The 22,600-nt window shown below is 62.0% G+C and carries 23 protein-coding genes; 9 read left to right on the top strand and 14 right to left on the bottom strand.

Annotated elements, in window-relative coordinates; translation table 11 throughout:
- Window positions 1-7 precede the first annotated feature (7 nt).
- On the top strand, window positions 8-880 hold the full coding sequence (locus QK296_RS26145; RefSeq protein ID WP_003190596.1) for an undecaprenyl-diphosphate phosphatase: 873 nt from the start codon (window positions 8-10) through the stop codon (window positions 878-880).
- On the opposite strand, the gene QK296_RS26140 is transcribed toward QK296_RS26145, so the two are convergent.
- The 5 genes from QK296_RS26140 to QK296_RS26120 are packed head-to-tail and all read right to left on the bottom strand — an operon-like array spanning window position 877 to window position 5,323.
- Window positions 877-1,839, bottom strand: a complete 963-nt coding sequence (locus QK296_RS26140; RefSeq protein ID WP_003190594.1) for a Dyp-type peroxidase — start codon at window positions 1,837-1,839, stop codon at window positions 877-879. The two genes, QK296_RS26145 and QK296_RS26140, sit on opposite strands and share 4 nt — an antisense overlap.
- A 50-nt stretch (window positions 1,840-1,889) precedes the next feature.
- Window positions 1,890-2,708: a TIM barrel protein gene (locus QK296_RS26135; RefSeq protein WP_003190592.1), complete on the bottom strand. Its 819-nt coding sequence runs from the start codon at window positions 2,706-2,708 to the stop codon at window positions 1,890-1,892.
- Window position 2,709: 1 nt separating this feature from the next.
- On the bottom strand, window positions 2,710-3,909 hold the full coding sequence (locus QK296_RS26130; protein ID WP_137205296.1) for an FAD-dependent oxidoreductase: 1,200 nt from the start codon (window positions 3,907-3,909) through the stop codon (window positions 2,710-2,712).
- On the bottom strand, window positions 3,906-4,232 hold the full coding sequence (locus QK296_RS26125; protein ID WP_003190586.1) for a MocE family 2Fe-2S type ferredoxin: 327 nt from the start codon (window positions 4,230-4,232) through the stop codon (window positions 3,906-3,908). Before QK296_RS26125 ends, QK296_RS26130 begins: the two co-directional genes overlap by 4 nt.
- Window positions 4,229-5,323 carry a fatty acid desaturase family protein gene (locus tag QK296_RS26120; RefSeq protein WP_282391833.1) on the bottom strand — a complete coding sequence of 365 codons (1,095 nt, stop codon included), beginning with the start codon at window positions 5,321-5,323 and terminating at the stop codon, window positions 4,229-4,231. Before QK296_RS26120 ends, QK296_RS26125 begins: the two co-directional genes overlap by 4 nt.
- Before the next feature lie 161 nt (window positions 5,324-5,484).
- Between QK296_RS26120 and QK296_RS26115 the strand changes: the two genes are divergently transcribed.
- A complete protein-coding gene (locus QK296_RS26115; RefSeq protein ID WP_003190583.1) occupies window positions 5,485-6,534 on the top strand; it encodes a LacI family DNA-binding transcriptional regulator in 1,050 nt (349 codons plus the stop codon).
- Window positions 6,535-6,552: 18 nt separating this feature from the next.
- Here QK296_RS26115 and QK296_RS26110 read toward each other — a convergent pair whose 3' ends face one another.
- Window positions 6,553-8,514, bottom strand: coding sequence for a sigma 54-interacting transcriptional regulator (locus QK296_RS26110; protein ID WP_120248312.1), 1,962 nt, complete (start codon window positions 8,512-8,514; stop codon window positions 6,553-6,555).
- A gap of 187 nt (window positions 8,515-8,701) precedes the next feature.
- On the opposite strand from QK296_RS26110, the gene QK296_RS26105 reads away from it, so the two are divergent.
- From QK296_RS26105 to QK296_RS26095, 3 genes are read left to right on the top strand one after another with little or no spacing between them, the layout of a single operon-like run.
- Window positions 8,702-9,718 (top strand): Gfo/Idh/MocA family oxidoreductase, encoded by a 1,017-nt coding sequence (locus tag QK296_RS26105; protein WP_003190580.1) that lies wholly within the window; start codon window positions 8,702-8,704, stop codon window positions 9,716-9,718.
- Complete coding sequence (locus tag QK296_RS26100) at window positions 9,718-10,497, top strand: TIM barrel protein (RefSeq protein WP_034135331.1); 780 nt, start codon at window positions 9,718-9,720, stop codon at window positions 10,495-10,497. Before QK296_RS26105 ends, QK296_RS26100 begins: the two co-directional genes overlap by 1 nt.
- 19 nt (window positions 10,498-10,516) lie before the next feature.
- The gene (locus QK296_RS26095; protein ID WP_169855250.1) at window positions 10,517-11,443 is read left to right on the top strand and encodes a sugar ABC transporter substrate-binding protein; all 927 of its coding nucleotides are present in this window, start codon (window positions 10,517-10,519) and stop codon (window positions 11,441-11,443) included.
- Between the two features lie 47 nt (window positions 11,444-11,490).
- On the opposite strand, the gene yghU is transcribed toward QK296_RS26095, so the two are convergent.
- Genes yghU through QK296_RS26070 form a run of 5 tightly spaced genes read right to left on the bottom strand, consistent with a single transcriptional unit; the run spans window position 11,491 to window position 16,489 of the window.
- Window positions 11,491-12,318, bottom strand: a complete 828-nt coding sequence (yghU, locus tag QK296_RS26090) for a glutathione-dependent disulfide-bond oxidoreductase (RefSeq protein ID WP_192001880.1) — start codon at window positions 12,316-12,318, stop codon at window positions 11,491-11,493.
- Window positions 12,319-12,362: 44 nt separating this feature from the next.
- On the bottom strand, window positions 12,363-13,463 hold the full coding sequence (locus QK296_RS26085; RefSeq protein WP_003190575.1) for an agmatine deiminase family protein: 1,101 nt from the start codon (window positions 13,461-13,463) through the stop codon (window positions 12,363-12,365).
- Window positions 13,464-13,471: 8 nt separating this feature from the next.
- The gene (locus QK296_RS26080) at window positions 13,472-14,554 is read right to left on the bottom strand and encodes an extracellular solute-binding protein (RefSeq protein WP_003190573.1); all 1,083 of its coding nucleotides are present in this window, start codon (window positions 14,552-14,554) and stop codon (window positions 13,472-13,474) included.
- Window positions 14,551-15,432 (bottom strand): N-carbamoylputrescine amidase, encoded by an 882-nt coding sequence (gene aguB / locus QK296_RS26075; RefSeq protein WP_003190571.1) that lies wholly within the window; start codon window positions 15,430-15,432, stop codon window positions 14,551-14,553. The genes QK296_RS26080 and aguB overlap by 4 nt, the downstream gene beginning before the upstream one ends.
- Before the next feature lie 4 nt (window positions 15,433-15,436).
- Complete coding sequence (locus QK296_RS26070) at window positions 15,437-16,489, bottom strand: agmatine deiminase family protein (protein ID WP_003190568.1); 1,053 nt, start codon at window positions 16,487-16,489, stop codon at window positions 15,437-15,439.
- 134 nt (window positions 16,490-16,623) lie between these two features.
- Here QK296_RS26070 and QK296_RS26065 point away from each other — a divergent pair, with 134 nt between their 5' ends.
- From QK296_RS26065 to QK296_RS26055, 3 genes are read left to right on the top strand one after another with little or no spacing between them, the layout of a single operon-like run.
- On the top strand, window positions 16,624-17,490 hold the full coding sequence (locus QK296_RS26065) for a LysR substrate-binding domain-containing protein (protein WP_003190567.1): 867 nt from the start codon (window positions 16,624-16,626) through the stop codon (window positions 17,488-17,490).
- Window positions 17,487-18,020 (top strand): G/U mismatch-specific DNA glycosylase, encoded by a 534-nt coding sequence (gene mug / locus QK296_RS26060; protein WP_169855247.1) that lies wholly within the window; start codon window positions 17,487-17,489, stop codon window positions 18,018-18,020. Before QK296_RS26065 ends, mug begins: the two co-directional genes overlap by 4 nt.
- Before the next feature lie 30 nt (window positions 18,021-18,050).
- The gene (locus QK296_RS26055) at window positions 18,051-18,647 is read left to right on the top strand and encodes a glutathione S-transferase family protein (RefSeq protein ID WP_034135335.1); all 597 of its coding nucleotides are present in this window, start codon (window positions 18,051-18,053) and stop codon (window positions 18,645-18,647) included.
- A 132-nt stretch (window positions 18,648-18,779) separates the two neighbouring features.
- Here QK296_RS26055 and QK296_RS26050 read toward each other — a convergent pair whose 3' ends face one another.
- Window positions 18,780-19,547, bottom strand: coding sequence for an SDR family oxidoreductase (locus tag QK296_RS26050; protein WP_169855246.1), 768 nt, complete (start codon window positions 19,545-19,547; stop codon window positions 18,780-18,782).
- Window positions 19,548-19,685: 138 nt separating this feature from the next.
- Here QK296_RS26050 and QK296_RS26045 point away from each other — a divergent pair, with 138 nt between their 5' ends.
- Complete coding sequence (locus tag QK296_RS26045) at window positions 19,686-20,834, top strand: aldose epimerase family protein (RefSeq protein ID WP_169855245.1); 1,149 nt, start codon at window positions 19,686-19,688, stop codon at window positions 20,832-20,834.
- A 115-nt stretch (window positions 20,835-20,949) separates the two neighbouring features.
- Here QK296_RS26045 and araH read toward each other — a convergent pair whose 3' ends face one another.
- Window positions 20,950-21,918: an L-arabinose ABC transporter permease AraH gene (gene araH, locus QK296_RS26040; RefSeq protein WP_057710054.1), complete on the bottom strand. Its 969-nt coding sequence runs from the start codon at window positions 21,916-21,918 to the stop codon at window positions 20,950-20,952.
- 9 nt (window positions 21,919-21,927) lie between these two features.
- Window positions 21,928-22,600 (bottom strand): ATP-binding cassette domain-containing protein (locus tag QK296_RS26035; RefSeq protein ID WP_282391814.1); only part of this gene is annotated, 673 nt, incomplete at its 5' end.

Raw genomic sequence — 22,600 nt, 5'->3', positions numbered from 1 at the left:
ACGTATTTTGACCAACGTCTGTACCGCCGGCCTGGATGTGGGCTTTGCCTCCCTGGATTACCTGCAGATCTTCATCCTGGGCGTGATCCAGGGCATTACTGAATTGCTGCCGGTGTCATCCACCGCCCATATGCGCGTGGTACCCGCCCTGCTCGGCTGGCAAGACCCCGGCTCGGCGTTTTCGGCGGCCATGCAATTGGCGGCGTTGGCGGCGGTGGTCAGTTACTTCTGGCGCGATGTGCGCCAGGTCACCACGGGCAGCATCAGTGCGGTGCGCCGGGGCGACTACAACGACCGCTGGTTCAAGCTGGCGGTGGCCATCGTGCTGGCAACCGTACCGATTGGCATCGCCGGCCTGGCGTTGTCGTCGACCTTGAATGCGTGCAACTCACCCTTGCGCGGGCTGATGGTGATCGGCATTTCCTGCGTGGTGATGGCGGTATTGCTGGCCCTGGCGGAAGTGCGCGCCCGCCATACCCGCGACGTAAGCCAGATGCGCTTGCGCGATGCGCTGATCGTGGGGGTCGCGCAGATCGGCGCGTTGATTCCCGGCGTATCGCGTTCGGGCTCTACGTTGACCGCAGCGCTGTTCCTGAACTTCAAACGCGAAGAGGCGGCGCGTTTTTCCTTCCTGTTGGGCTTGCCGGCCATCGCCCTGGCCGGCTTGAAAGAGTTGTGGGTGCTGCTGCGCGCCGACCTGCCCGTCCACGCCTGGCCGCACTTGATCTTTGGCCTGGTGGTGGCCAGCGTCTCGGCGTTCTTCGCGATCTGGGGCCTGATGAAGTTTCTGGAACGGTTCTCCACCTGGCCGTTCGTGATCTACCGTGCGCTGCTGGGGATCTTCCTGATTGTGGCGGTCAGCACCGGATTGTTGAGTTAAGCCGCCGGTTCGCGGTCGGCCAGCGCTTCGAGCAAGTCGGCCGAAGGCACGAAGAACAGGCCGCCGGTCACGGCCGTGCTGAAGTCGAGCAAGCGATCGTAGTTGCCGGCCGGGCGGCCGACGAACATGTTTTCCAGCATCTGTTCCAGGGGCTGAGGCGAGCGTGCGTAGCCGATGAAATAAGTGCCGAACTCGCCCGCGCCAGGGCGGCCAAAGGGCATGTTGTCGCGCAGGATCTTCACTTCCTCGCCGCTCTCGTCGGTGATGACGGTCAGCGCGCTGTGGGAGTTGCTCGGCTTGGCGTCTTCGTCCAGTTCGATGTCCGACAATTTGGTGCGCCCGATCACCTTCTCTTGAGCCTCCACCGTCAAGCCATTCCACGCGGTCATGTTGTGCAGGTATTTCTGCACCAGCACATAGCTGCCGCCTTCGAACTCAGGGTCTTCATCGCCTACCAGGGTAAAGGCCTCGGCCTTGCGCCCCACCGGGTTCTCGGTGCCGTCGACGAAACCGATGATGCTGCGCATATCGAAGTAGCGAAAGCCCTGGACCTCATCCACCACCTTCACGGTATCACCCAGGGCCGCCATCAACTGGGTCGCCAACTCGAAACACAGGTCCATCTGCTCGGCACGGATGTGCAGCAGGATGTCGCCGGGGGTCGACACCGCCTTGCGCCCTTGCACACCGAACTCGCGAAACGGATGCAAGGCCGCCGGGCGCGGCGCGCCGAACAGGCGGTCCCAGGCATCCGAGCCAAACCCGCAAACGCAAGTCAGGTTGCCCGAGGGCACGCGCTTGCCTACCGAGCGCACCAGGCCTGCGATGTCGGCGCACCAAGCCCGCACGTTTTCAACCGCATCGGGCGCCAGGGTGGCGACCATGAAGATCGCGCTGCTGGTGATCGGATGGCACACCGATTGCGGTTCGAGCGGGGGGCGGACGGGGCAGGTTTTCATGAAGGCGATCCACTGGCTAAGGTCGGTTTAAACCCCGGCAGGTTAGCAGATCATCCCTGACAACTGGCCCACACCTGGCGAATCAGCGCTTTGAGCTTCAAAGCCTCGGCCCAGCGATCGGTGAGCTCGCGACCATCCACGCCAGTGATCGCATAAGGTGGCGGGCCCAGTTCGCAGGTGAAGGACAGGCTCTGGGGTGTCTCGGCGCGGGCCAGCCAGTCTTCGATCCCGTAGCGCCACCAACCGGTAAAGCGCTCCACCCACGGCTGATGCTGGGGAAAATCCAGGCCTACCTGCACCTGCTCACTGCTGGCGATGCGGCCATGAAAGCCCCAGCTGTGACGCAAGATGGTGCGTATCTGTTCGTCGTCTTCCACACTGCCGGGCTCGGGCAATTCGCGGCCAACTACGTAGTGGGACAGGTCAGCGAGCAGTTTCAAATCGGGCATCTGTGCCAGCAAGTCGAGGGTGAACAGCAGATCGTTAGTGAGCCGATAGCGATGGGTTTCCAGCAAAATCTGGAAGTCCACCTGTTCGGCCAGGCGTTGCCAGCCGTCGATCAGCCTGGCCGCCTCGGCCTGGGTACGCGGGCGCACGTCGGCTTGCAAGGTGAGGTGGTGACAGCCGTAACGGCTGATCACCTCCAATGCCCTGGCCAGATCATCCACCGATTGTGGGAACAGTTGCCCTTCAATCTGCAAGCCCCTGGCCGTGGCCGCCGCGTGTAGGCGCTGCACCGATGCCGGGGCCCAGTAATGGTCGGTGATGCCGTCAAAACCGGCGGCAGCGATTCGATCCAGTTGCGCTTCGAGGCTGCCGGGCTCGGTTTGCATGGCCCACATCGATTGGAATACTAAAAACTGGCGCATGTCAGCCTCGCAGTAGTTGCTTTAGGGAGACGTCAGGGTCGGCCAGGCTGGCCGGGTTGAGCGGGATGTGGGCGGTGATCAAGCGCTCGCACAGTTTGATGTCCTTGGCTGCGCGGTTACCCAAGGCCCAACCGCAGGCGCCCTGCAAACGGTGATGGTCGTCAAGGTAGAACAGCAGCAGACCACCGTCGGGCAAATCCCGGCGAACCGTCAGTGCCGCCATCACCCCGACGGTGTGCAAACCCCACGCGTATTGATCGGACCAAAAACCCGGGATCGTCTCGTACGCTAACGCCCGCCCCAGCAGGTTCAACGCCGCGAGACGGCCCTGGGCTTCGGCGTTGCGCCAGGTTTCTTGCCGTTGATAAAGGCCCTCCAGGCGAAACTCGCACACGTCTCCCGCCGCGTAGATATCCGCCGCACTGGTGCGCAGGTGCGCGTCGACACGTATGCCCTGCCCGACGTCCAAGCCTGCCGCTGCGGCCAACTCGATGTTGGGCTGCATGCCGATGCCGACCACCACCAGGTCGCAGGGCAGCCGTTGCCCGTCGACCAGTTGCACGGCGTCGGCGTGGATGCACTCCAGGGCGACGTCCAAACGCACGTCCACACCTTGTTCACGGTGCAATGCCAGCAGCGCCTCACTGATCACCGGCGGCAACACCCGCCCTGCCAGCCGTGGCCCGGCTTCCAACACTGTGACCTCGCAGCCCAGGCCCCGCGCCGTCGCCGCCACCTCCAAGCCAATAAATCCACCGCCAACCACCACCAGCCGAGCGCCAGGACGCAGCCCATCGCGCAGGGCCAAGGCTTCATCGTGGGTGCGCAGATAAAAGACATTCGCCTGCTCTTGGGGCAAACGCCGCGCCCGGCCTCCGGTGGCCAGCAGCAGGCCGGCATAGCTCAACCACTGGCCGTCGGCCAGTTGCAGCCGGTGGTGCTGCGGCTCCAGGCGGCTGACCGGGTTGGCAGCGATATGCTCGATACCGAGCGCCGCAAACTGGTGGCTGTCGCACAGGCTGCATTGCGCCAGGTCGGTCGAGCCTTGCAGCAAACCCTTGGACAACGGTGGACGCTCGTAGGGCAGATGCGCTTCATCGCCGATCAGGATCAAGCGCCCGCTGTAGCCTTCTTCACGCAAAGTCAGTGCCGCACGGCCACCAGCATGGCCGGCGCCGACGATGATCAGGGGCGCGTTCATCCTTCGGCCGTGACGGCGAGCTGCACCCGCCCCGCATCCACCCGCACGGGGTAGGTCTTGAGGTTGACGCACACCGGCGCGCCCAGAGCCTTGCCAGTGCGGTAATCAAAGCGCCCGTTGTGCTTGGGGCACTCGATCACATGGTCCATCACCAGGCCGTCGGCCAGGTGGATTTTCTCGTGGGTGCACAGGCCGGCGGTGGCGAAGAATTGGTTATCGGCAGAACGGAATACCGCGTAGGTCTGCGCGCCGTGGTCGAAGCGCAGCACGTCTTCTGCTTCTATTTCGCCCACGGCGCAGACGTCGATCCATTGATCGTTCATGCATTTATCTCCAATGACTGGCTTTCACCCTGTGGCGAGCGAGCTTGCTCGCCACGGGTGGGGCGTTGGACGAAGTAGCTGGGGTCGCTGCGCTGGCGCCAGATCGTCGGAATGATTTCCTGGTAGGCCTGCCACAGGTTGGCATACGGCGGCGGGCAGTCGCTGCGGATCTCTTCGTGCAGTTGGCTGAGCGCGTGGTACGGCACCATCGGGTACATGTGGTGTTCGAGGTGGTAGTTCATGTTCATGTAGATAAAGCGCAGCACGCGGTTCATGTAGATGGTGCGGCAATTGCTGCGGTGGTCGAGCACATCTTCGGCCAGGCCCACGTGCTGGCTGAGGCCAAACAGGTAGCCGAGCCACGCGCCATAGAGGCTGGGCAGGCCCACCAGCATCAGCGGCAACCAGCTGTGCAGGTACAGCGCGGTGCCGATGATCAGGGCGTAAAGGCCGACCCAGATACGCGCATCTCGGTACACCTTGGGCCATTCGGATTCGGGGATGAAGTCGCGCTCCTGGGCACTCATCCGCCCGAGCGCATGGCGGGCCACGCCGCTGAAGGTCTTCCAGGCCAGGGGCAGGTTGAACAGGCTGAGGGCCATCATCCATAAGCTGGGCGGGCGCGGTTCGACGATCTCGGGGTCACGGCCGACGACGATGGTGTCGGTGTGATGACGGGCATGGCTCCAGCGCCACACGTGGGGTTCGAAGAGGCACATGAAGCTCGCCACCTGATACAGCGCATCGTTCATCCAGCGGGTCTTGAACGCCGTGCCGTGGCCGGTTTCGTGCCAGCGCGGGTTGGAGGCCGTGCCGTAGAGCACACCATAAGCGATAAAGAATGGCACGCAGGCCCAACTGCCCCAGAACCAGTAGCCGCCGACACCGGTGGCCAACAACGTCGAGCACCACAGGGCGGTGTCGAGCAAAGCCGGACCGTCGCGGCGCTGCATCAGTTCTTTCATGCGTTTGCGCGAGATGGGCGATTGGTACCAGTTGGCCGAGACCAGGCCCTTGTCGGCGGCGCGGGCGGCTTCGGGGCCGGTGAGGCTGTAGTCGCGCCGAGCGCGGTGAGCGGTGTGTCCAGGCATTGTTATTGTTCTCCGCAAGCGTGGGTTTCAGGGGCTTTGCGAAACCAACGATAGAGTGCGGCTAAATCACCCTCAAGGCCTTGAATCCATTCCCTATCAAGCTATCATCCAGGCCCAGCGGGGCTTGATAGTTTTCTATCAAGACGCTCAAGGGGCCTGCCATGCACAACAACAAACGCCCAACCATCGCCACCGTCGCCGCCCATGCGGGGCTCAGCGTAGCCACCGTCGACCGCGTGTTGAACGCCCGCGCGCCGGTCAACCCCGGCACGGCCGAACAGGTGTTCCAGGCTGCCGAAGCGGTGGGCTATTTCGCCGCACGGCTGATCGGCCAGCGCATTCGCGAACGGCGGCCCACCTACCGTTTTGGCGTGCTGTTGCTGGGGACCGCCCAAGCGTTCTATGCGCAGTTGGCCCACGCCATCAGCGAGGCAGCGCAGCATCACGCCACCGCCAACCTGAGCTGCCAGTTCGACTACATCAACGACCGCACGCCCGGCGCCATCGTCGCGCAAATCGAACAACTGGCCGTGCAGTGCGACGCCCTCGCGGTGGTCAGCTTCGCCCACCCATTGATCAACGCCTGCCTGGCGCAGATCCGCACAGCGGGCGTGCCGGTGGTTGCCCTGCTCTCGGACATCCATGAACACGCCGCCGAACCCTATGTGGGCCAGGACAACCACGTGGTCGGGCGCACCATGGGCTGGCTGCTGGCGCGCACCTGCGGCGCACGCAAAGGCAGCGTGGGCATCCTGTTGGGCGGCCATCGTTTTCTCGGCCATCAGGCACGGGTCGAGGGCTTGCACAGCTACCTGGCCGAACACGCGCCGGGGCTCAAGCCGTTGGAGCCGCTGATCAACCTGGACAACTGCGACATCACCGAAGAAGCCACCCTCGACCTGCTCAGCCGTCATACCGACCTGCGTGGGTTATGCGTGGTCGGCGGGGGTGGCGACGGTGTGATCAACGCCTTGGCGCAACTGCCCAAGCGCCCGGCGCTGTGCTGCATCCTGCAAGAGTCCACGCCGTTGTCACGCCAGGCATTGAGCAACGGGTTGATTGATGTGGTGATGGACTCGCAGCCACGGCAGACGGCCGTGGCGCTGGTGGAGTTGCTGGTGCGCTTGCAGAGTGATGAGGGGTTTGACCCTTTGAAGCACCGCGTGCATATATCGCCGCAGATAGTGACGTCGGAAAACCTGTGCAACTGATCGGTTTGGCTTGAGGTTTCAGCGCTCACGGAAATCGGCGGCGCTCAAGCCAAACCGACTCATCTTGTTGTACAGCCCGCCCCGCGACACATCCAGTTGCTGTGCGGCCAGGCGAATGTTGCCGCGGGTGCTGGTGAGCGCGGCAACGATGGCGTGCATTTCATGGCTGCTCAAATCCTGCGCGGGCTGGGGCTGGTAGGCGCGCAACGTGGTGCGTTGCGGGGTTTCCAACGGCAAATCAGCCGATTGGATCAGCTCGCCCATCGCCAGGTTGGTCGCCCGCTCAATGACGTTCTCCAGTTCCCGCACGTTGCCCGGCCAACCATGGGCTGACAGCAACGCCAACGCATCCGGGGTGAAACCTTGCACGGCTTTACGGAGCGAGCGGGCACAGCGCTGCAGGAAGTGGCGCGCCAGCAGTGGGATATCGTCACGGCGCATACGCAGTGGCGGCACGCTCAGGTTCAGCACGTTGAGTCGGTAGTAAAGGTCTTCACGAAACGCGCCCTCGGCCACCGCCTGGCTCAGGTTGCGATGGGTAGCCGCGATGATGCGCACGTCGACTTGCCGCGATTGCTTGGCCCCGACGCGGGTGATTTCACCCTCCTGCAAAACCCGTAGCAGGCTGACCTGGGCGTCGAAGGACATGTCGCCGATTTCATCCAGGAAGATGGTGCCGCCATCCGCCAGTTCGAACTTGCCTGCAGCCCCACCCCGCGCCGAGCCGGTGAATGCGCCTTCGACGTGGCCGAACAGTTCACTTTGCACCAGGTCCCGTGGGATCGCGCCGCAGTTGACCGCCACAAACGGACCGTTGCAACGCTCGCTGCCGTTATGAATGGCTTGGGCAAACAGTTCCTTGCCGGTGCCGCTTTCGCCGAGGATCAAGGTGGTGGACTCGCTGCGACTGGCAATGCGCCCCAGGTGCAGAGCGTCTTGTATCGCCCGTGAGGTGCCCAGGATGGTCTCGAAGGTATAGCGGGCCTGGGTGCCGATAATGCGCCGGGTAATCTCGCGGATACGGCGGTTTTCGCGCACCGACACAATCACCCCACCCTGCTCCAGTGGACATAGCGAAACGAGGCAGGCGAGTTGGCTGCCGTCGTGCAGGTGGAAGGTGCAATCGAGGTCGCGCACAGGCTCACCCAGCGCGTCGCTCAGTTCACTGCGGCCCAGGCGCTGGAAAGGACTGCCGATCAACTCGCGCCCCACCCCGAACAGGTGCCGCGCATAACGGTTGAGCGCCTTGATGCAGCCACGCTCATCGAGCACCACCAAACCTTCGTTGAGCACTTCGAGCACGGCCTGTTGTTCTTCCAGCAACAGCTGCAGCGCCATCTGCCGCGACACCGCTTCGGCCGCCGCTTGAACGGTGCCCAGGGTATGGAAGTGAAACCAGCCGGGCTCGGCGGTCAGGGTGAGCATGGCCAGGGTCTGGCCTTGGGCATCCTTGATCGGCGCGGCGGCGCAGTGCATGTGGCGCTGGCGCAGGCCGCTGGCGAAATTTTCTTCCGCCAGCACATACACCAGGCGATCTTCGGCCAGGGCCAGGCCGGTGCAGTTGGTGCCTTGCACCGATTCGAGCAAGCGACTGCCTACCGGGGTGATGTCCAGCCCGCAAAAATACAGAGTCGTGCCCTCGGCATCCGTGAGGTTGATATGCCCGCGCGGGTTGTAAGCCAGTAATCCATGCATGACCTGCGCGGCGGCGGCGATCAGGGCGCGATGGTGGGCCAGGGTCGCCGCGAGCGCATGAGGCGCAACAAAGCGGTAGTCGTTGTTACCGGGCTCGATACCCGCCTCGACACTGCGTCGCCAGGAATCCCAGATGACCTGGCGTACCCCGTCGGGACGCACGACTTGGCCAGCCAGGCACTCTCGCCACGCCTGTTCCAACGCGGCGATGGGCCCGTCGTTCAGCGCGGCAGGCCCCAGGTTCGTGAGGTATTCGAGGTCTTGCACACTGAACGCCTGGGTCATTGCGGTTATCCATGTCCATATTTTCGACATGTCAGTATAGACATGTCATAAAAATGAACACTTTTTGTTTGATTAAAATAATAAGCCTTTATAAATCAACCACTTATAAATTGGCACACGCCTTGCTCCTGCCCCTGTGTCACCCAGGACTGTCCTGGGGGCCCACAACAACAAAAGGGGTCGTTTCATGAGTACACAGAACATCCGCCTGGGCTTGATCGGTGCCGGCCGCATGGGCAGCTTCCATGGCCTTACCGCTGCACGCCATATCCCCGGTGCCTGCCTCGCCGCCATCGCCGATCCCGTCCCAGGCCAGGCCGCTCGCCTGGCAGCGGAACTGGGGGTGGACAAGGCCTACACCGACCCGCAACAGCTGCTGGACGACCCGGACATCGACGGCGTGCTTATCGCCGCCCCTGCCCGTAGCCACGCGGAGCTGGTGATCAAGGCCGCACGTGCCGGCAAGGGCATCTTCTGCGAAAAGCCCATGGCGATTACCCTGGACGAAGCCGACCGCGCCATCGCCGCCGCTGCCGATGCACGGGTGCCCTTGCAGGTCGGCTTCAATCGGCGCTTCGCCAAGAGCTTTCGCACCGCACACCTCGACGTCGTCGCCGGACGTATTGGCACGCCACAGCTGCTACGCTCGCTGACCCGCGACCCGGCGCTGAACAACCCGGCCAACTCACCGCAATGGGTGATCTTCCTCGAAACCCTGATCCACGACTTCGACACCCTGCGCTATCTCAACCCTGGGGCCGAAGTGGTCCAGGTGCAGGTGATGGCCGACGCGCTGATTGCCCCGCAATTCAAAAGCCAAGGCTTGCTCGACACCGCCGTGGTCACCCTGCGCTTTGACAACGGCGCCATTGCCACCGCCGAAGCCAGCTTCCAGGCCGTGTATGGCTACGACGTGCGCGGCGAAGTGTTCGGCAGCAAGGGCATGCTGAGCATGGGCAGCCTTAACGACTGCGACCTGGTGCGCTACCTGGCCGAGGGCATCCAGGCAGACACCCAGCGGATGGACACCGACCTGCTGCGCGACGCCTACATCGCCGAGCTCAACCACTTTGTCGACTGCCTGCGCAGCGGCGCCAAGCCCCTGGCCAGCGGTGAAGATGCGCGTGCAGCCCTGGCAATTGCCCGTGCCTGCATTGAGTCGTACCAAACCGGCAAGGCCGTGGCCGTTCAAGGAGCCCTTTGATGATGCCGTTCAAATTGGCCGTCAGCGCCGAAATGGTGTTCCTCGACCTGCCTTTCATCGAACGCGTTAAACGTATTCATGCCCTGGGCTTCAGCGCCGAAATCTGGAGTTGGGCCGACAAGGACATCAACGCCTTGGCGGCGACGGGCGCGGACTTCACCTCGATGACCGGCTACCTCAGCGGCACCCTCACCGACCCCGACGGCATCCGCCAATTGCTCGACAGCGCCCGTGAGTCGCTGGGCATTGCCGAGCGACTCAATTGCCCCTGCCTCAACCTGCATGGCACGGGCCTGGGTGAAGGCGGCCTGCCCGTGCAGCCCGTCAGCCACACCACCGGGCGCATGTGGCTTAGCGCATGCAAAAGCCTGGAGAAAATCGCGCGCCTGGGGGAAGACGCCGGCCGCGTGTTCCTGCTGGAAAACCTCAACACCGCCGTCGACCACCCAGGTACACCGTTTGCACGTGCCGACGACACCCTGGCCCTGATCGAAGCCGTCGGCAGCCCGCATTTGAAGATGAACCTGGACCTGTACCACGCGCAGATTGGCGAAGGTAACCTGATCGAATTGATCCAGCGCGCTGGCAGCGCCATCGGCGAAATCCAGGTGGCTGACGTGCCTGGGCGCAAGGAGCCCGGCACGGGCGAGATCCACTACCCGGCCATTGCCCGGGCCTTGCACGCCATGGGTTACACCGGTGTGGTCGGCCTGGAGGGCTGGGCCAGCGGCGACAGCGAGACGGCCCTGGAGCGTTTCCGCCAGGCATTCACCCTATAACAATAAAAGGAACAGCCTCATGCACCGTTATTCATTACTAGTGGCCGCGCTGTTATTGATGTTCAGCCAGTGGACCTTCGCTGCCTATCGCATCGGCGTGAGCATTGCCCGGGTGGACGATAACTTCATGACCTATGTGCGCACCGGCCTGGAGGCGGCAGCGAAACACCAGGACGTGCAGATCCAATTCGAAGACGCCCAGGGCGATGTGGTGCGCCAGCTCAATCAGGTCGAAGGGTTTCTCAACCAGAAAGTCGATGCGGTCATCGTGCTGCCGGTGGACACCGCTGCCACCGCCAACATCACCCGCGCCGCCGTGGCGGCGAAGACGCCGCTGGTGTACGTCAACCGCCACCCGGATGAGCGTACGCTGCCTGAGGGCGTGGTTACGGTGGCCTCCAACGACATCGAAGCGGGGCAATTGCAGATGCGCTATCTCGCACAAAAACTGGGCGGCAAGGGCAATGTGGCGATCATCATGGGCGACCTTGCACAGAACGCCACCCATGACCGCACCGAGGGGGTCAAACAGGTGCTCAAGGACTTCCCGGGGATCAAGGTCGTCGAGCAGCAAAGCGCCGAATGGCAGCGCAGCAAGGGGATGGACCTGACCAGCAACTGGTTGCTGGCCGGCACCCCGTTCAATGCCATTGTCGCCAACAACGATGAAATGGCGATTGGCGCGGCCATGGCCTTGCAGCAAGCTGGCAAGGCCAAGGGCGAGATTGCGATTGTCGGCATCGACGGCTTGCCCGATGGCCTGGCGGCGATCAAGCGTGGGCTGCTGGCGGGCTCAGTGTTCCAGGACCCCAAGGCCCAGGCTGCCCAGGCCGTGCAAGCGGCGGTGCGGATGATCAAGGGCGAGCAAGTTGACGCACAGGTGTGGGTGCCTTTCGAGCTGATCACGCCTGAGCAGGTGGGGGTGTTTGAGCAGCGCTACAAATAACGCAGGTTTGTAGGAGCGAGCTTGCTCGCTCCTACCTGGTTATCGTATCAATCCAGGTCACTTGCATCATGGCGCTCAGGCAGCTGATCATCCCCCGACACCCGGTTCACCCGCCGTCCACGCTGCACCGCCGGCCGTGCGTCAATCGCATCCGCCCAGCGCTGCACATGCTTGTATTCATGCACCGACAAAAACTCCGCCGCGCCATACAAACGGCCTTTGACCAACCCACCGTACCAAGGCCATATCGCGATATCGGCAATGGTGTATTCATCCCCGGCAATGTATTGGCTGACCGCCAGGCGCTTATCCAGCACATCCAGTTGGCGCTTGGTCTCCATGGCGAAGCGGTTGATCGGGTATTCCATCTTGCTTGGCGCATAGGCATAGAAATGCCCAAAGCCGCCCCCCAGGTAAGGCGCGCTGCCCATCTGCCAGAACAGCCACGACAGGCATTCAGCCCGGGCGGCGGGCTCCGTTGGCAGGAACGCACCGAACTTCTCGGCCAGGTACTGCAAAATCGCGCCTGATTCGAACACGCGAATCGGCGTGGCGCCGCTGTGGTCCATCAGTGCAGGAATCTTCGAGTTCGGATTCACCGCCACAAAGCCACTGCCGAACTGGTCGCCGTCGCCGATCTTGATCAGCCAGGCATCGTATTCGGCGCCGCTGTGCCCCAGGGCCAGCAGCTCTTCCAGCAGGATCGTGACCTTCTGCCCATTGGGCGTGGCCAGGGAGTATAACTGCAGCGGGTGCTTGCCCACCGGCAGCGGCTTTTCGTGGGTGGCGCCGGCGATGGGTCGGTTGATGCTGGCGAAGGTGCCGCCGCTTTCGGCGTCCCAGGTCCAGACTTTGGCAGGTACGTACTCGGTCATAATCAATGCTCCAGAGGCGCTTGTGATCAACGAAGCGTTCCAGACTAAACCAAAGGTTGATGACTCGTCACACAGTGAATGCCACCGCCACCCGCTGCGATAGCGTCAATATTGATCTGCACCACCTTGCGGCTCGGATACAGCCGCGACAGCAGCTCCAGCGCCTTGCGGTCCGCCAGTGGGTCGCCGAACTCAGGCGCGATTACCGCATCGTTGATCACGAAGTAATTGATATAGCCCGCGGCGAAATCCGGGTTGCCTTGGCTGAACTTGCTTTTACGCGGCTTGAGCGGCGGCGATACGGTATGCACCTGCAACGGGCGACCATCGGCGTCGGTGGCGTTCTTGAGCATTTCCAGGTGTGCCAGGGTGACCTTGTGGTCATAGGACTGCGGGTCGGTGTCGAGATTGGCCAGCACCACGCCGGGAGACACAAAGCGTGCGTAGAAATCCACGTGGGCGTCGGTGATGTCCTTGCCCTTGATACCCGGCAGCCAAATGATTTTACGCAAGCCCAGGCGCTCCTTGAGTTCGGCCTCCACCTCAGCCTGGCTCCAGTCGGGGTTGCGATTGCGATTGATCCAACTGCTTTGCGTCATGATGCCGGTGCCCAGGCCATCCACTTCAATGCCACCGCCCTCGCCCACCAGTTCGCTGCGCCAGTAGCGGGCCCCAGTGTGTTCGGCAATCTGGGCAGCCAGTTGCGCATCCTCGGCGTGCTGCTGTTTGTTGCCCCACCCGTTGAAGTTGAAATCCACCGCCCCCAGCGCTCCGGTGCCATCAATCACGAAATTGGCGCCGGTGTCGCGTATCCAGATGTCGTCCAGCTCGGTCTCGACAAAGGTGATGTTGCGCGTGCCGCAATGTTTTTCCGCCAGCACCCGCTCGTCTCCACGGCAAAACACGGTCACCGGCTCATACTCGGCAATCGCCCGGGCGATACGGCCCAGCGCTGCTTGAACATCGGCGGTAAAGTCCTCCCAGATGGCCTCCTGGGCACCAAAGGCGATAAACGCCTGGCGGTGTTTTTCACCCTCGTCGGGCATATAGAAGCGGCCACTGACAGCGGCACGTACGTAAGGAGCAATCAGGCTCATCGCTGCGACCACGCTGGTGTGTTTGAGGAAGGTTCGACGGGTTGGCATGGGGGTCTCTACTGAAGAGGGGCGGTCTTGAATTTAGTCCATACGCGCATACGTGCACGCATATCGGCCTGGGGGATATCTTTGCCAGCGATCAACCGTTCAAAGGTGGCGGCATCTGGGTAAATATCCGGGTTGTCGCGCAGACTGGCCTCCACCTGCGGTCGCGCCTTGGCATTGGCGGTGGGATAGCCGGTCAGGTTGGTGATAGCGGCCATGTTCTGCGGGCGCATCACAAAGTTGATAAAAGCGTAGGCGTATTCCGGGTGCCGGGCATCGACGGGAATCGCCATGGTGTCCATCCAGACTGTCGTGCCCTCGCGGGGGATGTGATAGCCGAAGGTCACCGCCTTGCCGGCCGCATCGGCGGCACGCTGGGCCTGGGTCATGTCGCCACTGTAGCCCAGGGACAGGCACAGGTTGCCGTTGACCAGATCGGTCACCGGTTGCGACTGGAACTTGCGAATAAAGGGGCGCAGCTTGAGCAACAGTGCACTGGCCGCAGCCAGATCTTCGGGCTTGGCACTGCGCGGGTCGCGGCCCAGGTAGTTAAGCACCACCGCGAGCACTTCATCCGGCGAGTCAATCAGGGAGATGCCGCAATCGGCGAATTGGGCGGCAAACTCGGGCTTGAACAGTAGATCGAGGCTGTTGACCGGCGCGTTCGGCAGGCGCTGGAGGATCTGCTCGGTGTTGTAGGTCAGGCCGATGGTGCCCCAGGTATAGGGCACCGTGGCCTTGTTTGAATTGACGTAGTGCGCACGCAACGCCTGCAGGCCCGGTTCAATGTCCCCCAGGGCCGTGAGCCTGGCAGGGTCCAGGGCCTGCAGGCTGCCGGCACGCATCAGGCGCTCGGCCACTGTGTCGCCTGGGAAGATCAAGTCATAGCCACTGCCTCCGGCCATCAGCTTGGCTTCCAGGGTTTCACTGCTGTCCATCACATCGTAGATCACCTGGATACCGGTTTCGGCGGTGAACCTGGACAAGGTGTCAGGGGCAAAATAATCGGCCCAGTTATACAGCTTCAAGGTCTTGTCATCAGCCACGGCACAGGCGCTGGTGAGGATGAGGGCACAGCTCAACAGGCGTTTCATGATAGGCGCCCATCCAGGGTCAGCAGCGCACCGTACAAGTCCGGGCGACGGTCACGGTATATGCCCCAGGTCAGGCGCTCTTCGCCCATGGTGGCCAGGTCCAGGCTGTGCACGAGTACGCCCGTGCTGTCGCGGTCGGCTTCGGCCAACAGCTTGCCTTTGTGATCGCAGATAAACGATGAACCATAAAAATCCATTTGCAGGCTCGCATTACTGTTCGCCACTTCGCGCCCGACGCGGTTGGCCGCCACCACCGGCAGCAGGTTGGCCGCCGCGTGCCCGCGCATGGTCATCTGCCAATGGTCGCGGGAATCGAGGCTGGCACAGCCGGGTTCCGAACCGATGGCGGTGGGAAACAGCAGTACCTCGGCGCCCTGTAATGCCAGGCAGCGCGCGGTTTCCGGAAACCACTGGTCCCAGCAGATACCGATGCCCAGGCGCCCGAAGGCGCTGTCCCACACGCGAAAACCGGTGTCACCGGGGCTAAAATATTCCTTCTCCTGGTAGCCGATGGCGTTGGGAATATGGCTCTTGCGGTACACCCCAAGCAATCGCCCGTCAGCGTCCGCCACACTCAGGGAGTTAAAGAACGCATTGCCGGCTTTTTCGAACCAGCTCAGTGGCAGCACGACGCCTAACTCCTTGGCCAATGCAGCAAAGCGTTTGAGCACTTGGCTGTGCTGATACTCCTCGGCCAAGGCCAGGTGCTGATGCCGTTGTTCGATGCAGAAATACGGCGTAGCGAATAGCTCCTGCAACAGGATTACCTGGGCGCCCTTGGCGGCTGCGTCGCGCACCAGTTGCTCGGCGCGGTCGAGGTTACTCGGTAAATCCCAGGTGCAAGGCATCTGGGTAGTGGCAATCGTCAATAGACGCATGGCATTACCCCTTCAATGGCCAGGCAGGCTGTTGTTGGGTGATGCAATGCACACCGCCGCCGCCATGGGCCAGGTGGTTGATGCGCACCGGTACGATCTCGCGGTCCGGAAAAGCCTGGCCCAGGACATTGGCCGCGACCTGATCCGCGGCGATTCCATAGGCAGGCATGATGATTGCGCCATTGGCGATATAGAAGTTGGTGTAGGAGGCGCAGAACACCTCGGCGTCAGTGTTCACGGCCTCGGTAGCCTCATACAGCTCGATCAGCTCAAAACGACGGCCCTGAGCGTCGGTGGCCAATTCCAGGACGCGACGATTTTCCCGCGCAACTTGGGCATAGACCGAGCTGTGGTCGTGGGTCGCGTCCACCAGCAACACGCCGGGGCGGGCGAACGCGCAGATGCCGTCGACATGCCCATCCGTCATGTCGCCGGTAACGTAGTTCGGGTCGCCGGGCAACCAGATCGTCTTCTTGATACCCAGCCAGCGCGCGAACACCTCCTCGATGTCAGCCTTGGTCACGCCAGGGTTGCGGTTGGGATTGAGCAGCACCGATTCGGTGGTGATCAAGGTGCCCTCGCCGTCCACATGGAGGGCACCGCCCTCATTGCTCAACGGCATGCCGAAGCAGACAAGCCCGAGGTGATTGAGCACTCGACGGGCCAGGCTTTCATCCCATTCATGGGCCGACTTTGCGCCCCAGGCATTGAAGCGCCAGCTCACACCGGCCAGCCCCTGTTGCGGGTGACAGATAAAGGACGGGCCGGAGTCGCGGCACCAGCTGTCGTTGACCGCCTGGGGAATCAGTTCAATCCGCGGGCCGCACAAGGCGATGGCACTGGCAACCGCCGAAGGGTCGACAACCATCTTCACCGGCTCAAAGCGTGCAATGGCAGTGGCTACCCGCGCGAAGTCCTGCTGCACCTGCGCCAACGTCACGCCCCAAGTGTTCTCCCACAACGCCTGGTTATGAGGCCAGACCATCCAGGTCGCCGCATGCCGGCACCATTCCGCGGGCATCCGCCACCCCAGGTTTTCAACTTCATCCATCTGCATGACAAGTACCTTTGAGTTAAGTCATTGTGTTCAGTGAAAGCTACCCACGGGCTAATGACAGGCATGCTACGGTGAAGAAATAGCGCAAACAAACGATGAATTTTGCGCAAAACTGATTAGAGGAACTTATCAGCATGCTCAACCACTGGCCGCCCCTCGGCACCCTTCGCGGCTTTGAAGCCGCCGCTCGGCTGGGCAGTTTTCACAAAGCCGCCGAAGAGCTGCACTTGACCCAATCGGCAATCAGCCAGCAGATTCGCAGCCTGGAGGCGTACCTTGAACAGCCGCTGTTTTTTCGCAGCGGGCGCAGCGTCAGCTTGACCGACGCCGGCCAGGATTTCCTCAGCACCACCCAGGCCTTACTGCAACAACTGGCCGTCGGCGTGCGGCGCCTTGGGCAATACCGCAAACCCAATCAATTGGTGCTCAACACCACGCCGACCTTCGCCCGGCATTGGCTGTTGCCCCGCCTGGCCGACTTTCGCCGCCAACACCCGCAGGTCGATCTATGGATTTTCAGCACCGACGAAGTGCCAGACATGGCCAGCCAGACCATCGATTTGGCGGTGCGCGACGACATCAGCTCCCAGGCCGAATGCAGCTTCAAGGTGCTGCATATCGACCGGCTGTTTCCGGCATGCCACCCGCAGGTGCTGGAGGTGCCTCTTGAGCAACGCACCACCTTGCACGGTGAGCGGGAAATGGACTGGAGCCACTGGGCGGTGGAAGCCGGGATTGATGTGGGCCAACAGGACCAGGGCCTGAATTTTTCCGACCCCGGTTTATTGCTGGATGCGGTGTGCACCGGGTTGGGGATTGGCCTGGTAAGCCAGTTGCTCAGCCGCCAGGGGCAAGCCAAAGGTTTGCTTACGCCGTTGGTAGACGCCACCATTCGCGGCCCCAGCTGGGCGCTACTGACCCATCGCGACAGCGAGAACGACCCCCTGGCGCGGTGTTTTATCGAGTGGCTATCGAGCCATTTGCAGGGAGATGCGGCATGAACGACCGACTCGACGACCTCCTCGCCGACCACTTGCATGTCCTGTTCTGCGGCATCAACCCTGGCAAGGGCTCCGCCGCCCTCGGCCTGCATTTTGCCAATCGCAGCAACCGCTTCTGGCGCACCGTGCATTTGGCCGGTTTCACGCCCCATGAAATCCGCCCGCAAGACGGTGCCACCTTGCTGCACTACGGTTGCGGATTAACCACCTTGGTGGCGCGCCCCACGGCCAGTGCAGGCGAGTTGGCACGGCATGAACTCCAGGACGCGGCTGCGGCGTTCGAACAGAAAATCCGCCGCCATGCCCCGCGTTTCGTCGCGTTCCTCGGCAAGCCCGGCTATAGCGCACTGACCGGCCAGCGCGAGGTCCCCTGGGGTTTGCAAGCGCAGCCACTGGGCGGCGCCTCTGTCTGGGTGCTGCCCAACCCCAGCGGGCGCAACCTGGCGTTCAGCCTTGAGCAACTGGTGCAGGCGTATCGGCTGCTGCACAACGCCGTTGCGCACACCCGGCCCGTGCCCGTAATCTCTTGAGCCCAACACCCTGTAAGCAATGGAGGCTGCATGAAACTGGTCGGAATGCTGGACTCGCCCTACGTACGCCGCGTGGCTGTTTCCCTGGAGTTATACGGGGTGGACTTTGTGCATGAACCGCTTTCGGTGTTCAGCACTTACGCTGAATTTGCCCAGATCAACCCGGTAGTCAAGGCCCCTACCCTGGTGCTGGACGATGGTACGGTGCTGATGGATTCGAGCCTGATCCTCGATTACCTGGAAGCGCTGGCGCCGGCTGACAAGAAGCTGCTGCCCCAACAACCGGCGGCACGCGCCCGCGACCTGCAACTGCTTGGGCTCGCGCTGGCGGCCTGTGAAAAAAGCGTGCAGATCGTCTATGAACACAACCTTCGCCCCGCTGAAAAATTGCATGCGCCGTGGCTTGAGCGCGTTACCGGGCAACTGCTGGCGGCTTATGCGTTGCTGGACAAGCAGCTGGCAGGCAATGAAGCGCTGACCCAGGCGTCGATTACCGCAGCGGTCGCCTGGTCGTTCAGCCAGTTCACCGTGGCCTCGGTGGTAAAGGCCGATGCGTTCCCCAACCTCAAGCGCCATGCTGAACGCCTGGAGCAGCACCCGGCGTTCAAGCGTTACCCCATCGAATGAACTCGCGCTAATGTGTAGGAGCGAGCTTGCTCGCGAAAAACTCATAGACGCCGCGTTTACTCAGGCTACACGCGTTATCGTTGACGTTTTTCGCGAGCAAGCTCGCTCCTACATAGGGCCCTGTTCGCGTCGCTACACCCATCCGCCGTCAACGATAAAGTTCTGCGCCGAGCACATCGCCGAGGCATCCGAGGCCAAAAACAGCGCCATGTTGGCGATGTGTTCCGGCATCACGCTGCCGGGCAGGCACTGGCTGCGGGCGATGAGGTCCTTGGCGGCGTCGTCGACCCACATGGCCAGTTGTTTTTCGGTCATCACCCAACCCGGTACCAAGGTGTTGACGCGGATATGGTTGGGCCCCAGTTCCCGCGCCAGGGCTCGGCTCATGCCGTGGGCGGCAGCCTTGCTGGCGGCGTATACGGGGTAGCCGGCCGAGGCCATCATCCAGCCCACCGAGCCCAGGTTGATGATCGAGCCGCCGCCGGCCTCTTTCATCATCGGCACCACCGCCTTGGCGGCAAAGAAGGCATGTTTGAGGTTGACCGCAATCAGCTGGTCGAACAGGTGCGAGTCGATTTCTTCCAGGCTGTGGCGCACATCGTTCGCTGCATTGTTGACCAGTACCGTAATCGGCCCCAGGGAATGCTCGAAGCGCCCGATCGCCGCGCGGTAGCCGATCTCGTCGGTGATATCGCAGCACTCGAACTCGACACTCTGCCCTTTGGAGTTCAGCAGCGCCGCCAGGCGTTCACCTTGGCTCTGTGCACGGTCCACGAACGCCACCTTGGCACCCTGCGCGGCGAAGGCCCGCACCATGAACTCGCCAATCCCCGAAGCCCCGCCGGAAACCAGCACGGTTTTGTCCTTGAGGTCGGGATAAATCGCTTGCTGGGTAGTCATAACAATCAGTGCTCCGCTTAATTAGTCTTATTTTATTTTGCAAGAACGGCGTTAAAGGCTATAAATCTGCTGTCATATCGACAAAATATCTCAAATTAGTAGAACTATTCCAGCAAAACAACAAAAGGAAGTTCGACCATGAAGCACCCTCGATACCTGCTGTCCGGCCTCGCGCTGTCCATGCTGATCGCCAGCGGTGGCGCGCACGCCGCCGGCCTTAGCAGCGAACACAAACCCTTCGGCAAAACCAATGACGGCACCGCCGTCGAACAGTACGTGTTGCGTAACAGCCATGGCATGCAAGCCACGGTGATCACCTACGGTGGCGTGCTGCAGTCGCTAAAAGTGCCAGACAAACACGGCAAGCTCGACGACGTGGTGCTGGGCTTCGATGACGTGCAAGGCTATCAAGGCGGTACCGCGTTTTTCGGCGCGACCATTGGCCGCTTCGGCAACCGCCTGGCCGGCGGCGCCTTCGAACTCGACGGCAAACGCTACCAGGTACCGCTCAACGACGGCCCCAACTCATTGCATGGCGGCGCCCAGGGCTTCGACAAGCAGGTGTGGCAAGCCAAATCGGTCAAGGACAAAGACTCGGTGGGCGTCACCCTCACCTACCTGTCCAAGGACGGGGAAATGGGCTTTCCGGGCAACTTGAAAACCGAGGTCACCTACCGCCTCAACGACAACAACGAACTGCACATCGACTACACCGCCACCACCGACAAGCCGACGGTGCTCAACCTCACCAACCATAGCTACTTCAACCTGGCCGGTGCGGGCAACGGCGATATTCTCAAGCAGGTCGCCACCTTGCACGCCAGCCACTACACACCGGTGAATGCCACCTTGATTCCCACCGGTGAATTGGCGCCGGTCAAGGGCACGCCCATGGACTTCCTGAAACCGACCGCCATCGGCCAGCACATCAAGGACGACCATCCGCAGCTCAAATTCGCCGAGCCGAAACAGGGTGGCTTCGACTTCAACTGGGCGCTGGATACCAAAGGGAATGTGAAACAGCTGGCCGCCGAAGTGCATGACCCTGAATCAGGGCGGCGTTTGCAGCTCTACACCACAGAGCCTGGCGTACAGTTTTATACCAGCAACTTCCTGGACGGTTCGGTGAAGGGTAAAGGCGGCAAGACGTACCAGCACTGGAGTGGATTTACCTTGGAGACCCAGCACTTTCCCGATGCGCCTAACCAGCCGAGCTTTGCCTCAACGCGTTTGAATCCAGGGCAGACTTACACCCAACACACTATTTTCAAGTTCACCGCTGATTAAACTGTGGGAGCTGGTTTGCCTGCGATAGCGGTGGTTCAGGCAACACTTGTGTAGCCTGTGCCACCGCTATCGCAGGCAAGCCAGCTCCCACATTGGTTTTTCATAGGGCCTGGGTTCAGCGTTGTTTCATGCGATCGATGACTACGGCCAGCAGCAGGATCGAGCCGCGGATCACGTACTGGTAGAAGGTATCGATGTTCTTCAGGTTCATCGCATTCTCGATGATCGCCAGAATCAACACCCCGGCAATCACATGGCGGATCATGCCGATGCCGCCGCTCAGCGACACCCCACCCAGCACGCAGGCCGAGATCACCGTCAGCTCGAAGCCCTGGCCGATCATCGGTTGGCCAGAGGTCATGCGTGACGCCAGGATCACTCCAGCCAGCGCGCCAATCAGGCCGTGCACGGCAAAGATCAGGATCTTGGTGCGGTCAACGTTCACGCCGGCCAGCAACGCCGCTTCCGGGTTACCGCCGATAGCCATGGTGTTGCGCCCATAGGTGGTGTAGTTGAGCAGCCAGCCGAAAAACAGGAAGCAGACAATAGTGATCAGAATCGGCACCGGCACACCAAACAATTGGCCGTTGCCGAACACGAAGAATTGCTCCTGGGACACCCCTACCGCCTTGCCGTCGGCAAAGATATAAGCCAGGCCGCGCACGATCTGCATGGTTGCCAACGTAGTGATCAAGGCGTTGACCCGCAGCTTGGCGATCACGATGCCATTGATCAACCCCACCATCAGGCCCATCAGCAGCGCGGCGCCAATGCCCAGCATCACGCTGTCGGTATCGCGCATCACAATCGCCGCGACCACCCCGGCGCAGGCGATCACCGAGCCTACCGACAGGTCGAAGTGCCCCGAGGCCAGGCAGAACAGCATGGTGCACGCGGCGATGCCCACAGTGGAAATCGCCAGGCCCAGGCCGCGCATGTTGAGCGGTGAGAGGAAGTTATCGATCAGCAAGGCACACAGTACAAAGATGCCCACGGCTGCCATCAACATCGCCCAGTTGTCGAGCAATGCGCGCATGTCCATAGGTTTGCGTGACGAGGGCAACGCGTTGTTTTGAATAGTCATGGTCGTCTCTCAGTTCGCCAGGCCGCGTGGCAAGGCCAGTTGCAGCAGGTTGGATTCAGTCGCCTGTTCGCGCAGTTGTTCGCCGCGCAGGGCGCCTTCGCACAGCACCAGGATGCGGTCGGAGATGCCCATCACTTCCATCAGGTCGCTGGACACCACGATTACCGCTATGCCACTGGCCGCCAGGTTATGGATGATCTGGTAGATCTCCGACTTGGCGCCGATGTCGATACCGCGGGTGGGTTCATCCAGCAGCAGGACCTTCATCGGCATCGACAACCAGCGGCCAAGAATGGCTTTCTGCTGATTACCGCCGGACAGGTACAGGATTTTCTGCTCGGCATTCGGCGTCTTGACCTTCATGGCCTGGATCTGCCGCTCGGCGTTGCCCTTCTCCCAGCCGTCGCGCAGCAGCCAGCCGAACGAGGCATGGGCGCTGCGGGCGCTGATGTTGATATTTTCCGCCACGCTGGACAGCGGAATGATGCCTTCCTTCTTGCGGTCCTCCGGGCACAGCAGCACGCCAGCGGCGATGGCGTCGCGGGGTGAGCGCAGTTGCAGCGCTTGCCCGCACAGTTCCAGGCTGCCGGCACTGGCGCGCTCTAACCCACTGAGCAGGCGAAACAGCTCGGTACGCCCCGCGCCCACTAGCCCGAACAGGCCCAGGATCTCGCCCTTGCGC

It is taken from the genome of Pseudomonas sp. AL10 (assembly GCF_029960685.1).
Taxonomy (GTDB): Bacteria; Pseudomonadota; Gammaproteobacteria; order Pseudomonadales; family Pseudomonadaceae; genus Aquipseudomonas; species Aquipseudomonas lactis.
Note: the sequence above shows the minus strand (reverse complement) of the source record. Positions and strands in the feature narration are given on the sequence as shown.